At 57.4% G+C, this 14,712-nt stretch carries 16 protein-coding genes; 10 read left to right on the top strand and 6 right to left on the bottom strand.

Translation table 11 applies throughout. From position 1 onward, the window contains the following. The first annotated feature begins 409 nt into the window (after positions 1-409). On the top strand, positions 410-1,192 hold the full coding sequence (locus tag V8J85_RS03740; protein ID WP_339952335.1) for an EF-hand domain-containing protein: 783 nt from the start codon (positions 410-412) through the stop codon (positions 1,190-1,192). A gap of 98 nt (positions 1,193-1,290) precedes the next feature. On the opposite strand, the gene tsf is transcribed toward V8J85_RS03740, so the two are convergent. The 3 genes from tsf to V8J85_RS03755 form a co-directional block, all read right to left on the bottom strand. Then, positions 1,291-2,163, bottom strand: coding sequence for a translation elongation factor Ts (tsf, locus tag V8J85_RS03745; RefSeq protein WP_339952336.1), 873 nt, complete (start codon positions 2,161-2,163; stop codon positions 1,291-1,293). Positions 2,164-2,236: 73 nt separating this feature from the next. After that, on the bottom strand, positions 2,237-3,034 hold the full coding sequence (gene rpsB / locus V8J85_RS03750; RefSeq protein WP_339952337.1) for a 30S ribosomal protein S2: 798 nt from the start codon (positions 3,032-3,034) through the stop codon (positions 2,237-2,239). Positions 3,035-3,210: 176 nt separating this feature from the next. Further along, positions 3,211-4,593, bottom strand: a complete 1,383-nt coding sequence (locus V8J85_RS03755) for a HupE/UreJ family protein (RefSeq protein WP_339952338.1) — start codon at positions 4,591-4,593, stop codon at positions 3,211-3,213. On the opposite strand from V8J85_RS03755, the gene V8J85_RS03760 reads away from it, so the two are divergent. From V8J85_RS03760 to V8J85_RS03780, 5 genes are all read left to right on the top strand, one after another. Further along, a complete protein-coding gene (locus V8J85_RS03760) occupies positions 4,586-5,386 on the top strand; it encodes a DUF4198 domain-containing protein (protein WP_339952339.1) in 801 nt (266 codons plus the stop codon). The two genes, V8J85_RS03755 and V8J85_RS03760, sit on opposite strands and share 8 nt — an antisense overlap. A gap of 7 nt (positions 5,387-5,393) precedes the next feature. Beyond that, positions 5,394-6,287 carry a PfkB family carbohydrate kinase gene (locus V8J85_RS03765; protein WP_339952340.1) on the top strand — a complete coding sequence of 298 codons (894 nt, stop codon included), beginning with the start codon at positions 5,394-5,396 and terminating at the stop codon, positions 6,285-6,287. After that, a complete protein-coding gene (locus V8J85_RS03770) occupies positions 6,284-7,189 on the top strand; it encodes a pseudouridine-5'-phosphate glycosidase (RefSeq protein ID WP_339952341.1) in 906 nt (301 codons plus the stop codon). The genes V8J85_RS03765 and V8J85_RS03770 overlap by 4 nt, the downstream gene beginning before the upstream one ends. 80 nt (positions 7,190-7,269) lie before the next feature. Further along, complete coding sequence (locus V8J85_RS03775) at positions 7,270-7,998, top strand: DUF502 domain-containing protein (RefSeq protein ID WP_339952342.1); 729 nt, start codon at positions 7,270-7,272, stop codon at positions 7,996-7,998. Further along, a complete protein-coding gene (locus V8J85_RS03780) occupies positions 7,999-8,604 on the top strand; it encodes a LysE/ArgO family amino acid transporter (RefSeq protein ID WP_339952343.1) in 606 nt (201 codons plus the stop codon). On the opposite strand, the gene V8J85_RS03785 is transcribed toward V8J85_RS03780, so the two are convergent. Together V8J85_RS03785 and V8J85_RS03790 are read right to left on the bottom strand one after the other, a co-directional pair. Beyond that, the gene (locus V8J85_RS03785) at positions 8,597-9,628 is read right to left on the bottom strand and encodes a patatin-like phospholipase family protein (protein WP_339952344.1); all 1,032 of its coding nucleotides are present in this window, start codon (positions 9,626-9,628) and stop codon (positions 8,597-8,599) included. The two genes, V8J85_RS03780 and V8J85_RS03785, sit on opposite strands and share 8 nt — an antisense overlap. Further along, positions 9,625-10,398, bottom strand: coding sequence for a 3-hydroxybutyrate dehydrogenase (locus V8J85_RS03790; protein ID WP_339952345.1), 774 nt, complete (start codon positions 10,396-10,398; stop codon positions 9,625-9,627). The genes V8J85_RS03785 and V8J85_RS03790 overlap by 4 nt, the downstream gene beginning before the upstream one ends. A 270-nt stretch (positions 10,399-10,668) precedes the next feature. On the opposite strand from V8J85_RS03790, the gene V8J85_RS03795 reads away from it, so the two are divergent. The 4 genes from V8J85_RS03795 (at position 10,669) to V8J85_RS03810 (ending at position 14,057) form a co-directional block, all read left to right on the top strand. Continuing rightward, on the top strand, positions 10,669-12,471 hold the full coding sequence (locus tag V8J85_RS03795; RefSeq protein WP_339952346.1) for an extracellular solute-binding protein: 1,803 nt from the start codon (positions 10,669-10,671) through the stop codon (positions 12,469-12,471). 72 nt (positions 12,472-12,543) lie between these two features. Further along, positions 12,544-13,017 (top strand): arsenate reductase ArsC, encoded by a 474-nt coding sequence (locus V8J85_RS03800; RefSeq protein WP_339952347.1) that lies wholly within the window; start codon positions 12,544-12,546, stop codon positions 13,015-13,017. Next, positions 13,010-13,660 (top strand): MIP/aquaporin family protein, encoded by a 651-nt coding sequence (locus V8J85_RS03805; protein ID WP_339952348.1) that lies wholly within the window; start codon positions 13,010-13,012, stop codon positions 13,658-13,660. Before V8J85_RS03800 ends, V8J85_RS03805 begins: the two co-directional genes overlap by 8 nt. A gap of 49 nt (positions 13,661-13,709) precedes the next feature. After that, the gene (locus V8J85_RS03810; protein WP_339952349.1) at positions 13,710-14,057 is read left to right on the top strand and encodes a hypothetical protein; all 348 of its coding nucleotides are present in this window, start codon (positions 13,710-13,712) and stop codon (positions 14,055-14,057) included. Position 14,058: 1 nt separating this feature from the next. Here the strand turns inward: V8J85_RS03810 and V8J85_RS03815 are convergent, their stop codons facing one another. After that, entirely contained in the window at positions 14,059-14,682 is a 624-nt protein-coding gene (locus V8J85_RS03815) for a helix-turn-helix domain-containing protein (protein ID WP_339952350.1), read from the bottom strand. Between the last annotated feature and the right edge of the window lie 30 nt (positions 14,683-14,712).

Raw genomic sequence — 14,712 nt, forward strand, 5'->3', positions numbered from 1 at the left:
CGTGACGTGAAAAATCAGGAAATTGCTTCAGCAGTAAGGTTTCCCTGACTTTTGATCAGGCGGTCAAATTGGCAAAGTACACATGTTCCGTGAGTGGTGGCCTAAGGCCTGGAACTGCGATCACTAACCCTTTGATTTAAGGGCCCTGCTGGTCGTGCCGGGTGACCGGACGCCGATACCCTGGGTTTGCCCAACGGTATCGGCATTCCCGATGCATGTCGGTCCCCGTCCCGATTGGACCGGCGCACGCATCGTAGTGGCACCGCATTTCTCCCGAGTGCGGTGCCGCGTCTTTCACATAAAACGCGCATGTCCGGACACGAAATCACTCGCGTTCCGACACGGTTTTTGTTGAAACAGACCTATGCCCTGCCCTTTTGATTGGTGCGGCCTGCATGGGAATACGACAATGACCAAGAAAACCGAAACGCTTGAACTCCGGCTCTCGCCCGAGCTGAAAGAGGCGCTGAGTGACGTAAGCAAGTCACGTAACACACCGATGAGCCAAATCGTGCGGTCCCTGGTCGAATGCGAAATATCCCCGCAGACCATTCCCAAGAACGGAAAGGACCTGACCATGATGACCCCCACATGGACCAAGATGCTGACGGCGAGCGCCTGTATGCTCGGCCTTGCAAGCCTGTCCCTGTTGTCCAACCCCGGTAATGCTGCCGCCTTGGCCACCGCGCGCGTGACATTTGCCGAGTTCGACCTGAACGCTGATGGCAAGATCACGCCGGATGAATTCGAAGAGGTGGAGGCCGCCTGGCTGGCAGAAGACGCCCTAACCGACGCGGAGGAACCCACCCTACCCACGGCTTGCGCAGCGCTCTTCGAAGAAGAGGGCATCGGGGGAAGCGAAGACGGTTTCGCCAGCTATGATCTGAATGGCGACGGGCAGATCACCTTTGATGAGGTCACTGTGATGACCGAGGCGATGCTGACGCTTGAATTTCAGGATCTTGACCATGACGGCAACGGCCTGTTGTCCGAAGGCGAGATGACAAGCATCAGTTTCACGGTTGACGATTTGATCGAAGACGGATTGGACGCGGCCTGCGCGACAGTTTTGGTTGAACGCGAAAAGGAGTGGTTCGATGACGATGCGGTCTTTGACACATCATTCTTTGCCAGCATCGACACCAATCTTGATGGGCATGTAACGATGAGTGAATTCATCGAAAATCACTGACTTATGCAATCTCTTCGAGCGGAAACGACCGATTTGGAAAATAAAGACAGCCCGCTGCGATCCGCAACGGGCTGTTTCAGTTTGATATCTATAGCAGCTTAGCCGTTCAGTTTTGCCACTTCAGCGGCAAAGTCTTCCTCGGCCTTTTCGATACCTTCGCCAACCGCAAGGCGCGCATAGCCGGTGATTTCGACACCAGCTTCCTCTGCCGCTTTTGCAACCGTAAGGTCGGGGTTCACCACGAACTGCTGGTTCAGCAGCGTGACTTCGGCCATGTATTTTTTCATACGGCCGACGATCATCTTTTCGATCACGGCTTCGGGCTTGCCGGACTCGCGGGCGATGTCCATCTGAACCTGCTTTTCCTTCTCGACCACGGCTGGATCAAGGTCAGACTCGGACAGGGATGCCGGGTTCGCAGCAGCGATATGCATCGCAACCTGACGGCCAAACGCCGCATTGTCGCCATTCATCGCGACCAGCACACCGATATTCCCCATGCCGTCAGCCGCAGCATTGTGGACATAGTTCACAACGGTCTGACCTTCGATTGCCGCCATACGGCGAACGGACATGTTTTCACCGATCACGGCGACCGCGTCGGTGACGGTCTGCTCGACATTCTTGCCACCCATGTCGGCAGCTTTCAGTGCGTCCACGTCGGATACAGTCAACGCCGCCTGCGCAATACCGGCAACCATCTTTTGAAAGTCGGCGTTTTTCGCGACAAAGTCGGTTTCGGAGTTCACCTCGACCGCGACACCTTTGCCACCATCAACAGCAACGGCGACCAGACCTTCGGCAGCAGTACGGCCAGACTTTTTGGCAGCCTTCGCCAAACCCTTGGTGCGCAGCCAGTCAACAGCGGCTTCGATGTCGCCATCATTCTCGGTCAGCGCCTTTTTGGCATCCATCATGCCTGCGCCTGTACTGTCACGCAGCTCTTTCACCATTGCAGCGGTGATTGCCATCTTATGTCTCCTTAGCGGTGAATTTACCTGCGGGCGGGGGTAACCCCCCTGCCCGAACGTTTTATGACTGACGTCAGGAAGCGGCGGCTTCTTCTGTCGTGGCTTCTTCGGCGGCAGCTTCTTCAGCAACCACTTCTTCGGCCAGTTCTTCCATCGCGCCCATATCGACACCAGCGGCACCCAGTTGGGCAGTCATACCGTCAAGGGCGGCACGGGCAGCAAGATCGGTATAAAGCGCGATCGCGCGGGCGGCGTCATCATTCCCGGGAATGATGTAATCGACGCCTTCGGGCGAACAGTTTGTGTCAACCACTGCTACGACAGGGATACCCAGCTTCTTCGCTTCGGCGATGGCCAGGTCTTCTTTGTTCACGTCGATAACGAACAAGAGGTCAGGCGTACCGCCCATTTCGCGAATACCGCCCAGCGACGCTTGCAATTTGCCCTGCTCGCGTTCCATGCCCAGACGCTCTTTCTTGGTCAGGCCAGCGAAACCGGTCGTCGCGGCTTCATCGATCGCTTTCAGGCGGTTGATGGACTGCGATACCGTCTGCCAGTTGGTCAGCGTACCGCCCAGCCAGCGGTGGTTCATGTAAAACTGCGCGGATTTTTCGGCCGCATCCAGGATCGGCTTTTGGGCTTGCCGCTTGGTACCGACGAACAGCACACGACCGCCTTTGGCGACGGTGTCACGGATCACCTGCAATGCCTGGTCCAGCATGGGAACAGTCTGTGTCAGGTCCATGATGTGGATGCCGTTGCGCGAACCATAAATGTACTGCGACATCTTGGGGTTCCAGCGCGCGGTCTGGTGACCAAAGTGAACGCCAGCTTCCAACAACTGACGCATGGTGAACTCGGGAAGAGCCATGTCCGTTTTCCTTTTCCGGTTTCAAGCCTCAGCGGGGGAAAGATCCCGGATCAAGTCCGGGACAACCGATGGATCGTCTGGGATGTCTCCCCAACCGACCCGCCCCCGCCTGCGGGATTAAGTGCGCGCCGTATAGACACGGTACCGCCATGCCGCAAGCCCTTTTTGGTCAGCGTTTACAGGAAAATCCGCTCGTACACCCAATACGCCCCGACAAAAGCGATCGCGATCGAAGCGGGGATTGCAACAAACTGACGATATGCGTCCAAACGGTCGCGGAACTGGATGCTGGCGATGCATAGGATGAACACCGCGGCAAGCGGTCCAGCGAACAGCCAAACGGGATTTTCAAGGATCGTGACAAGCGCCGCAGGCTCAAGCGCCATCAGCGCCAAAGCGATGATCAACAAAACGGCATAGACCGCAAAGCCTTGATTGACCTCGTTTGCCCCGCGGTCGATCCGCAGCGCCTGCCAGACGCACAGGAACATGACCGCAATGACGAATAGCTGACCAACCTCGACACCAACGTTAAAGCCGATCAGAGCCGGGACAAAACTGCTGTCCGGCAGACCGAACTCTGCAAGGACCGACGCAAAACCAAGGCCGTGCAAAAGGCCAAAGACAAAGATCACGATCGGCCGCCAGGGGCTGATGCGACTGAAAAAGATATTTTCGACAGCGACATAGACAATCGACAGCGCGATTAGAACCTCGACGGCGGTGATGAACTCAAAATTGAATGTGTTCAAAAATGCGTCTTCGATCGACCGAGTGTATCCCAATGCAGCCAATGCAAGCGTAATCGTGTGCGCAACGGTAAACAGCGACACCTGCAGGATCAATGGACGCAGCCGCGCAGCAAGAAAGAACAAGCCCAGGACGAACAGAATGTGATCAAGCCCCTTGGGCACGATGTGATCAAAACCGACAGGAATGTAGTCGACGAATGTCTCCCATCCGCTGGCCTGGTTGCCCCCGGCCAGATTGATCGGATCGCTCAAAGCACCTTGATCCAGATACCCGTCATAAGGTTCCGGCACGTCCATCTGGCGCAGTACCAGCGCACCGTATTCCTGTGCCCAGCCAAAGGTCACCGTTTCAGCACCGGCAGGCAGTGGCGCACTGAACTGAATGCTGGACGGGCGCACGGCTTCGATGTTGCCAACCGGTCCGATCTCGACCGTATCAAGCTGAACCCGCAACGGCTCACCATCCGCCATAAGGGTCATCGCGTCGACCATGTTTGGCCAAAACGCGCGAAAGCGTGACTCCATCACGACCGGTTCAAGCGCACGCAATTCATCATATGTGGCCGCACGCGGTGCTTCATCGGTGTCGCTGACCGTGCTCAAGTCGATCCCGGCGACGAAACTTTCCAGATTCGCCTCCATTTCGAAAACAAGGCGGTCATCGACGCGCGTCATATCGACGATGGCAGGCACGATCTCATGCGCCTGCGCGGTCCCGATCAGCAGGGCCCATAGTAAAACCACGCTTGACAACAGGCGCAGGACCGACAGTTTGACGAATGAAAATGGGAATTTCGTGATGCGCATCTTGCCTCTACTTTTTGCTTTGGCCGCTGCACCGGTGGCAGCGCACGAATTATGGATTGAGCCGCTGGCCTACCAGGTCGGAGCGGACGGTAATATTGCAGCGCATATTGTCAATGGCGAGGAATTTGAAGGCACAAATCTCGCTTTTTTGCCCCGCGATATCCAGAATTTCGTTATGTTCGCCAACGACCAGACCGTGCGCGTTGACAGCCGACTGGGCGACCGCCCCGCACTGGACCGGTCGTCCCTTGGTGACGGGCTGCATATCGTGGCCTACCAAACAAACCCATCCACCGTGAATTACCCAAATTGGGAGAAGTTTCAGAAGTTTATCGACCACAAGGATCTAGGTGATCTGCGACCGATCCACAACGAACGTGGTTTGCCGGAAGAGGACTTTCTTGAGGTCTACACACGGTATTCAAAGTCCCTAATCGGCGTTGGCGACGCAGCGGGCGGCGACCGGCGGGTCGGGATGGAGACCGAGCTGGTCGCGCTGACGAACCCTTATACAGATGACATGTCCGACGGCATGCGTGTGCAGCTCTATTATCGCAATGACGTGCGTGGGGACGAACAGATCGAAGTTTTCGAGAAGGCCCCTGATGGGCAGGTCGAGATCACATTGCATCGGACCGATAGCGACGGAATCGGGACTTTCGATGTCAAACCCGGTCATGCATATATGGTCGATGCGGTCTACCTGCGCGAACCCAGTGAGCGCCTTGCAACCGAGACCCGTGGTGTTTGGGAAACGATGTGGGCAAACCTGACCTTCGCGGTGCCGGAATAGGCTACTGGTGACCACACAACCCGACATTCTGTGCATCGGTTCGGTCCTGTGGGACGTGATCGGGCGCGCAGCGTCGCATATGCGCGTCGGGTCGGACGTACCTGGCCGCATCACCCGCCTGCCCGGCGGTGTGGCCATGAACATCGCCATGACCCTGCGCCGTTTCGGCATGACCCCTGCCCTGCTGACAACCATCGGCAAAGATGCCGAAGGCGATGAACTCGTGGCAGAGGCGGCCCGGATGGGAATGATCTGTGATCATATCTATCGGTCCGAAGACCTGCCGACAGATGTCTATATGGCTATCGAGGGCGCTAACGGTCTAATCGCCGCGGTCGCTGATGCGCATTCCCTTGAGACGGCAGGTGACAAAATCCTACGCCCTTTGGCCAGTGGCGCACTTGGCTCATCCGAAGCACCGTTTGCGGGCCCGGTCGCCCTCGATGGCAACCTGACAGAGGACCTGCTGCAAGAGATCGCCCGCTCAGTGCTCTTTGCCCAAGCCGATTTGCGCGTCGCCCCCGCCTCACCCGGCAAGGCAGAACGCTTGCTTGCGCTTTTGGGGCATGCGTCGGCAACGCTCTACGTAAATCTTGAAGAGGCAGGATTGCTTTGCCAAACGACCTTCCCCGACTCTGAAACTGCAGCAGTCGCCCTGATCCATCGCGGCGCGCATCGTGTGCTGGTGACGGATGGCGGAAAATCCGCTTCCGAAGGAACCGAAGGCGATATCATTACCCAGACACCACCCGCCGTCATGGTGACCCGCGTGACCGGCGCCGGCGACACTTTCATGGCCGCCCATATCGCATCCGAGGCGCAAGGGATGGACCGTGCCGCCGCCCTCGCCCGCGCCTTGAACGCCGCGGCGATCTACGTTTCCGGAGAAACACCATTATGACCCCCATCGCGTACAGCACCGAAGTCGCTGCAGCACGAACCGCTGGCAAACCCATCGTAGCGCTGGAAAGCACGATCATCACCCACGGCATGCCCTTTCCACAAAACGTGAAAACTGCACGGATGGTCGAGGATGACATCCAACAAGCAGGCGCAATACCTGCCACGATTGCCGTGATGGATGGTCAACTACATATCGGGCTCGAAGCCGATCAACTCGACGCTCTGGGTCAGGCGCAGGATGTCGCAAAACTGTCGCGTGCCGATATCGCGGCCTGCATCGCAACCGGGGGCACCGGTGCGACGACCGTGGCAGCCACGATGATTGCGGCACATCTGGCTGACATCCCGGTTTTTGCCACCGGTGGCATTGGCGGCGTCCACAAAGGCGCAGAGACGACTTTTGACATTTCCGCAGACTTGCAGGAGCTTGCGCAAACACCCGTCACGGTCGTGGCCGCCGGGGCGAAAGCGATCCTGGATCTGCCCAAAACGTTCGAAGTGTTGGAAACGCTCGGCGTGCCTGTCATTGCATACGGGCAAGACGTCCTTCCTGCCTTCTGGTCTGCAACGTCGGATATGCCCGCGCCACTACGGATGGACAGCGCGTCAGACATCGCCAAAGCACACCGAATGCGCGCAGCGATGGGTCTCAAAGGTGGGCAACTTGTGACAAACCCAATCCCGGCTGCAGATGAAATTCCCTCCGGTGAACTTGCCCCGATCATCACCAAGGCGCTCGCCGAAGCCGAAGCGCAGAAAATCACCGCGAAAGAGGTTACGCCGTTCCTGCTGGATCGCATCTTCGCGTTGACCAAGGGCCGTTCATTGACCGCAAATATCGCTCTTGTCCGCAATAACGCCCGGCTTGCCGCACAAATTGCCATCGCTTTACGCACATGACGCATGCATATAGCTGACAGCGCTTGTGGGGTGGCCTGCCACACACTACCTATAAGCGGACTGTAGACCGGACCCTGATCATGATCGACCCCAACCACGAAGACATCAAACGCCGCAGCCGCCCCAGCTTTATTGCCCGGCTGCGCGGCAATTTCTTGGCGGGTCTGATCATCGTCGCTCCGATCGGTCTGACGATCTGGCTGATCTGGACAGTCGTGGGGTGGGTCGACGGCTGGGTTTGGCCCTTCATCCCTGATTCCTACCACCCGACAGCGCTGGTGAACCGGTTTCTTGGGTTACAGGGCGAGGATCAGATCGATATCAATGTACGCGGTGTGGGGGTCGTTATTTTTCTGGTCTTCACGGTGCTGGTTGGCTGGGTTGGTAAAGGTCTTATCGGGCGATCATTTCTGGGCATCGGCGAACGGCTGGTCGATCGCATGCCAGTCGTTCGCTCAATCTACAACGCCGCCAAACAGATCGCCGAAACGGTATTTTCGCAACGCGACACATCGTTCGACAAGGCCTGTATGGTCGAATATCCACGCAAGGGCATCTGGGCCATCGCATTCATCTCGACCAATGCAAAGGGTGAGATCGACGCAAAGCTGTCGGATGGCGAACCAATCGTAACGGTCTTTCTACCGACGACACCCAATCCCACGTCTGGCTTCCTGCTGTTCCTGCCGCGAAGCGAGGTGAAAGTACTTGATATGTCAGTCGAAGACGCGGCCAAGCTCGTGATTTCGGCTGGCCTGGTCTACCCGAACGGCGATCAGATAACACCACTGCCCCACGCTGCTGAATAATTGCTTCTCGCGCCGGCGCTTCATGGATTCACCACCGCTTTTGCGCTGATCCTGGCGATCGGTGCACAAAACGCCTTTGTCCTGCGACAAGGGCTGGCGAAGTTGCATGTGTTCTGGCTGTGCCTGCTCTGTGCCGCATCCGACGCTTTGCTGATCACCGCAGGCGTTCTGGGCTTCGGCTACATCGTTGATCTCTATCCTATGATGCCGCAGATCATGGCATGGGGCGGCGCGGCATTTCTGCTGGTTTACGGCGCAATGCGATTTCTGGCTGCGCGCAAGGGCGAATATGCGATGCAGTTGAGCGGCCAATCTGCAGGCCTCTGGGCTACCTTGGCAACCGGTGCGGCATTCACCTGGCTCAACCCACATGTATACCTTGATACGCTGGCGCTGATCGGGGCGATCTCGACGGACTATGAAGATACCGCGCGCAAAACCGCTTTCGGTATCGGTGCAGTCACATCATCCTTCGTGTTCTTTTTCAGCCTTGGCTACGGCGCGCGCCTGCTTGCCCCCGTCATGCAATCCACCCGTGCCTGGCGGATACTCGATATTATCATCGGACTTGTCATGTGGGCTCTTGCGATCAAGCTGCTTAGCTGAACATCGCCGCCAGATCGACCGAACTTTGCTTGCCCAGATCCTTTTTGTGCGACCTCAAAAACGCATCTGCAGCATTCTCGCCGGCCTCTTTCAACCGCGCAAGCACGACCGCATTCGGAATCGTCTTGGTCGCCACGTTCAACTCGTTCATCAGCCCGTCATCGGCGATCATATGGACAAGGACATCTTTCATCGTACCGCGCTTTATCGACCCGTCGGCAATTAGGCGTTTGACGAACTCGATCGCGCGCAATTCGCGTAAGAGAGATGTGTTGAAGCTAATTTCGTTGATGCGATTCTGAATACCCTGACTATCGACGGGCAAATCATCCCGCTGCAGTGGATTGATGTTCACGATCAGCACGTCATCCGGCAGATCATCCCGAAACAGCGGAAACAGCGCCGGGTTGCCGGTATAGCCGCCATCCCAAAATGCCCCGGTCTGGCCGGTTTTCGGGTCCGTGAATTCGACCGCCTGAAACAGGCTCGGCAAACACGCCGAGGCCAGGATGACGTCCGGCATAATTTCGTCACCCGAAAACACCCTGATCTTCCCCGAACGCACATTGGTGGCGCAGACATGCAGCTCTGGCCCCTCGTTGGCGCAAACCGCATCATAATGAAATCTTTCGACAATCTGTGTCAGCGGATTCCGCAACGTCGGGCCGTAAACATAAGGCGAGAACATGCGCGTGGTCATGTCAAAGGCGGCATAAGCCGGCGAATACTCCATCGCTTTGGCCCAAAGATGGGCCGTTGGCGCCAGTGATGACATCCATTCCGAAAAATGCGGGTTCGTGATCGCGCCGACCTGACCCCACAGCCACTCAAGGTTGTGGATCGCCCCTTCGCGTCCGTTCTCGACCCACCCGGATTTCAACGCCGCCGCATTCAAGGCCCCTGCCGAAGTTCCTGATATCGCCGCGATTTCGATGTCTTCTTCATGTAAAAGACGGCACAACACGCCCCACGTAAACGCGCCATGAGCACCACCGCCCTGCAAGCCGAGATTGATGCGCTTCATAGCGCGGTCCAACCGCCATCCACGCTGATCGTGGTGCCGGTGACCTGTGCGGCAGCGTCAGAGCAGAGATATACGGCAGTGCCACCGAGTTGTTCTACCGTCGCGAACTCTTTGGATGGCTGGCGTTCCAGCATGACGTTCTTGATCACGTCCTCGCGGGACATGTTGTATTCCTTCATCGTGCCGGGGATTTGGCTTTCGACCAACGGGGTCAGCACATAGCCTGGGCAGATCGCATTACAGGTGATCGGCTCTTGCGCCGTTTCCAGCCCAATCGTCCTGGTCAGGCCGATTATCCCATGTTTCGCAGACACATAGGCAGATTTGTATGGCGACGCGGTCAGGCCATGGGCCGAGGCAATATTAATGATGCGGCCCCACCCTTTTTCGCGCATTCCGGTCACGGCAGCGGCGATGGTGTGAAACGCCGACGACAGGTTGATCGCGATGATCGCGTCCCATTTCGCGGTCGGAAATTCCTGAATGGGGGCGACATGCTGAATGCCCGCATTGTTGATCAGGATATCGCAGCCCCCTGCGGCAACGATCAAGCGGCGGCAATCGTCGGCCTTGGACATATCGGCCTGCACATATTTCGCCTCGACCCCCGTCACTTTGGCGATCTCGGCGGCCAGCGCGTGGTCTTCCTCGTTGTCGGTGAAGGAATTCAGCACCACATTCGCGCCCGCCTTGGCCATTTCCCGGGCGACACCCAAGCCGATGCCAGAGTTCGACCCGGTGATGACCGCGGTTTTTCCTTCGAGTGACATGATGTTGGCTCCGATTCTTTGCGTTGTGATTCAGTCTATATGCTGCAACTGCGAATGCCACCAAACGATCCCGAGAGCCCATAAAAAAACGCCCGCACGAGGCGGGCGTAAAGTTATTGAGGCAGGTTTCATACAGGCAAGAAACCTATCGAGCAGTAACCTCTTTATAAGCAATCACTTGCACGGGTCCAAGCTAAAAGTTTGAAAAGGCTGAAAACCCTCTTTACCATCCGGGGAAACAATCAAATCAGCAGCAGGGGGCCTCACAAAATGAGATCGACAATACGCAGTTTCGCGCTGGGCGCAGCGCTTTGGGGCATCGGCCAACTTGCCGTTGCGGAACCCCAGCATGGCATAGCTATGTATGGCGATCCCGCCCTTCCACCTGATTTTGTGTCCCTGCCCTATGCCAACCCCGATGCGCCAACCGGTGGTCAGATCGTCACGGCCGAGGTCGGCAGCTTCGACAGCCTCAACCCATTCATCCGCAAAGGATCGGTGCCATGGCAGTTACGGTTCTTCCTGGGCGAGAGCTTCATGGGGCGGTCGCTGGATGAACCGTTCTCGCTTTACGGCGTTCTCGCCGAATCCATTGAGACCGGACCGAATCGCGAATGGGTTGAATTCACCCTGCGCGAAGGCGCCACCTTCTCTGATGGAAGCCCGGTCACCATCGAAGACGTCATGTGGTCGTATGAAACCTTGGGCACGATCGGCCACCCCCGCTATCTCGGCTTTTGGGAAAAGGTCGAAAGCATGGAACAGACCGGAGACCGCAAGATACGCTTCACCTTCAGCGAAGACGACCGAGAGCTCGCATTGCTCGCTGGCATGCGCCCGATCCTGAAGAAAGCGCAATGGGATGGCGTCGACTTCGCGGAAAGCACGACCGAAATCGTGCCGATCACCTCTGCCCCCTATATGATCGATGACTTCGAACCGGGCCGGTTCGTGTCGCTCAAACGTAACCCGGATTACTGGGGCAATGATGTGCCGTTCCGCGTCGGCACCAACAATATCGACGAAGTGCGTTTGGAATTCTTCGGCGATGAAACCGCTGCTTTTGAGGCATTCAAAGTGGGTGAAGTCAATTCAAACCGCGAATTCAACGTGGCCCGCTGGGACAGTCAATACAACTTTCCCGCCATACAGAACGGCGATGTTGTCCTGTCCGTCCTGCCCCACGGTCGTCCATCAGGGATGACGGGTTTCGTGATGAACACGCGCCGTGATCAGTTCAGTGATTGGCGGGTGCGGGATGCGATGCTGCATGTCTTCAATTTCGAGTTCATCAACGATGCCATGACAGGCGGTCAGCAACCGCGCATCACGTCCTACTGGTCCAACTCGCCACTCGGCATGTCCGACGGCCCGGCTGAGGGGCGTGTGGCGGAATTCCTTCAACCTTTCGCAGATGAATTGCTGCCCGGCGCTTTGGAGGGCTATTCCCTGCCCGTCGGCGATGGCACCGAACGCAATCGGGCCGGCACCGCCAAGGCGCTTGAGATGATGGAGGCCGCCGGTTGGACAGTGCAAAACGGCGTCATGTCCAACGAAGCCGGCGAACCCTTCACCTTTGAAATACTGCTCGATCAGGGCGCGTCCGAGAACCAGGCGATCATCGACATGTTCGTGGAATCGCTCGCCCGCATCGGCGTTACACCGACCATCATGGTCGCGGACAGTGCGCAGTTCAAAGAGCGCACCGATGCCTATGAATTCGATATGACGTATTACCGTCGCGGGGTGTCGCTGTCGCCGGGGAATGAGCAATACAACTACTATGGCTCCGAACAGGCCGACACACCCGGCGGACGCAACCTGATGGGCGTCAAATCAGAGGCGGTTGATACCACGATCGGGCGGCTTCTAACATCAGAAAGCCAGGATGATTTCGTCGCAGCCGTAAAGGCTTTGGACCGCGTCCTGACAACCGGCCGTTATGTCATTCCGATCTATCAATGGAACATCAGCCGCATCGCCCACGCGAAAGAGCTGAAGTATCCAGAGGTGATCCCCGTCTGGGGCGACTGGCCTGGCTGGCAGCCCGATGTCTGGTGGTACGAGGAATAGCCGACGACGCCCCGCCTGTCATGGAACTGTTACACCAGTTTCATAGGCGGGGCCGAAACACCAAAGGCTGCCATGAATATCCTTGTCCTCTGCACAGGCAACTCGGCGCGCTCCATCCTCCTTGAGTCGATCCTCACGCACCGCTCAGACGCGCGTATCAAGGCGTGGTCCGCCGGGTCAAAGCCCGCCGGAAAGGTGCATCCGCAATCCATCAAATTACTGGCAGAAAAAGGTTTCCCCATCGAAGGGCTGACATCGCAAAGTTGGGATGATTACGCCAAGGACGACGCGCCCGTGATGGATGCAGTGATCACAGTCTGCGGATCTGCCGCTGGCGAAGAATGCCCTTACTGGCCCGGCGCACCCCTTCGCGCACATTGGGGCGTTGAAGACCCCGCAGCCGCCGAACCAGCAGATCAGCCGGCGGCATTCGCCACCGCCTTCCGCCTGCTAACGGCGCGCGCGCAGCAACTGCTTGCCCTGCCCTTCGAAGATATGAACAAGGACGACCTCCAAGCCGAACTCGACAGGATCGGTCATGCATAACCAGAAATTGCTGGCCGAATTCATCGGCACGGCCTTCCTGCTGATCGGTGTCGTCGGTTCGGGGATCATGGGCGAGGCGTTGGCAGACGGCAATGTCGCCATCGCGCTTCTGGCGAACGCGATCGCCACAGGGTGCACGCTTTATTTCATCATCACCGTCCTTGGTCCGATTTCCGGCGCGCATTTCAATCCGGCGGTCACGCTTGCCTTTCTGATCCGCAAAGAAATCACACCCATCCTCGCCGGTGCGTTCGTGGTCGCACAGATCATCGGCGGCATTCTTGGTGTCTGGGCTTGCCACGTGATGTTCGACCTCGATATCCTGCAGTTCTCGACGACTGATCGGACCGGGATCAGCCAGTGGTTTTCCGAAATCCTCGCCACTTTCGGCCTGCTTTTTGTGATCTTCGGCGGGATTTACGCGAACCGCGATGCGGTGCCGACCCTCGTCGCACTCTACATCACGGGCGCATATTGGTTCACGTCCTCCACCAGCTTTGCCAACCCAGCCGTTACCATTGCACGCGGTTTCAGCGACACATTCGCAGGCATCAACCCGGCGCATATCCCGATGTTCATCCTGATGCAGATCATCGGCGTCGGTGTCGCCGCCCTGATCCTGCCTCGTCTTTTCCGGAACTAAGCGCCACGTCTTCGTGTTGTTCATCCAAGCAACGAAAAAGGAGACAGATATGCAATGGAAAGACATCGCGCAGAACTGGACAGCCTTCACACCGCGTATTCTGACCCGCTGGCCGATGCTCGAAGAAAACGATGTTCTGGCGATCGACGGCGATCAGGACCGGTTCATTAATTATCTTTCAGCGGCCAAAAGAGATGATCCTGTGACTGCGCAAATGGAACTTGCCGACTGGCTGATGGGGGAAGAACCCGCCGACGCCGTCATGGATCCGACCCGCGATAACGCGCGTATCAAAGCATCAGCACAGAGCATTCCGGCGGGCGAAGTCCCATCGAACGATGATCGCCGCTTTGGCGATGACAACACCGAAGAACCCCCGATAGCCAGGGCCAGCTGAATCAAACCAGAGACGTCACCCACAAAATGGTGGCGTCTTCCTGACTGATCGACACGACATTATGGCCCATCGCCGCGTCATAATAGGCACTTTCGCCGCGGCGCAATTCGACCGGTTCATAGAATTCGGTGTAGAGCCGCACCTGACCGGTCAGGACATACAGAAACTCTTCGCCATCATGGCGCACCCACCCATCGAAATCCTCCAATTTCCGCGCCCGCACCCGTGCCCGATAGGGCAGCATCTTCTTCGATGTCAGCGATGATGCAAGCAACGCATGCTCGTACGTCGTCGTGATCTGCTCTGTTTCTTCACCGGTCCGGGTAACTGCCATCCGTCCATTCACCTGCCCCTTTGATGGCGGCGTAAACAACTGCGGCACCGAAATTTCTAACCCGACCGCCAGCTTTTTCAACGCATCGTAGGTCGGCGACATCTGCCCGTTCTCGATCTTCGACAGCGTCGACCGTGCCAGCCCGGCCTGCTGCGCCGCTTGCTCGAGCGTCCAATCGCGCGCCTTGCGCAATTCGCGCACCCTTGCACCAAGGTCCAAGGGCTGTGCCACCGCGGTTTCACCATTCTCATGGGCGATGCGGATCAGGTTTTTCGGATCGATGTCTGACATTGCGTGTGTCTACTGCGCCGCCCCTCTTCT

This window comes from Yoonia sp. 2307UL14-13 (genome assembly GCF_037572755.1).
Taxonomy (GTDB): Bacteria; Pseudomonadota; Alphaproteobacteria; order Rhodobacterales; family Rhodobacteraceae; genus Yoonia.

Coding starts and splice junctions, on each gene's coding strand:
- V8J85_RS03775 (WP_339952342.1), top strand. CDS start 7,270: ATGATCGACCCCAACCACGAAGACATCAAACGCCGCAGCCGCCCCAGC.
- V8J85_RS03795 (WP_339952346.1), top strand. CDS start 10,669: ATGAGATCGACAATACGCAGTTTCGCGCTGGGCGCAGCGCTTTGGGGC.
- V8J85_RS03755 (WP_339952338.1), bottom strand. CDS start 4,593: ATGCGCATCACGAAATTCCCATTTTCATTCGTCAAACTGTCGGTCCTG.
- tsf (WP_339952336.1), bottom strand. CDS start 2,163: ATGGCAATCACCGCTGCAATGGTGAAAGAGCTGCGTGACAGTACAGGC.
- V8J85_RS03805 (WP_339952348.1), top strand. CDS start 13,010: ATGCATAACCAGAAATTGCTGGCCGAATTCATCGGCACGGCCTTCCTG.
- V8J85_RS03785 (WP_339952344.1), bottom strand. CDS start 9,628: ATGAAGCGCATCAATCTCGGCTTGCAGGGCGGTGGTGCTCATGGCGCG.
- V8J85_RS03770 (WP_339952341.1), top strand. CDS start 6,284: ATGACCCCCATCGCGTACAGCACCGAAGTCGCTGCAGCACGAACCGCT.
- V8J85_RS03800 (WP_339952347.1), top strand. CDS start 12,544: ATGAATATCCTTGTCCTCTGCACAGGCAACTCGGCGCGCTCCATCCTC.
- V8J85_RS03810 (WP_339952349.1), top strand. CDS start 13,710: ATGCAATGGAAAGACATCGCGCAGAACTGGACAGCCTTCACACCGCGT.
- V8J85_RS03740 (WP_339952335.1), top strand. CDS start 410: ATGACCAAGAAAACCGAAACGCTTGAACTCCGGCTCTCGCCCGAGCTG.
- V8J85_RS03760 (WP_339952339.1), top strand. CDS start 4,586: ATGCGCATCTTGCCTCTACTTTTTGCTTTGGCCGCTGCACCGGTGGCA.
- V8J85_RS03790 (WP_339952345.1), bottom strand. CDS start 10,398: ATGTCACTCGAAGGAAAAACCGCGGTCATCACCGGGTCGAACTCTGGC.
- V8J85_RS03815 (WP_339952350.1), bottom strand. CDS start 14,682: ATGTCAGACATCGATCCGAAAAACCTGATCCGCATCGCCCATGAGAAT.
- rpsB (WP_339952337.1), bottom strand. CDS start 3,034: ATGGCTCTTCCCGAGTTCACCATGCGTCAGTTGTTGGAAGCTGGCGTT.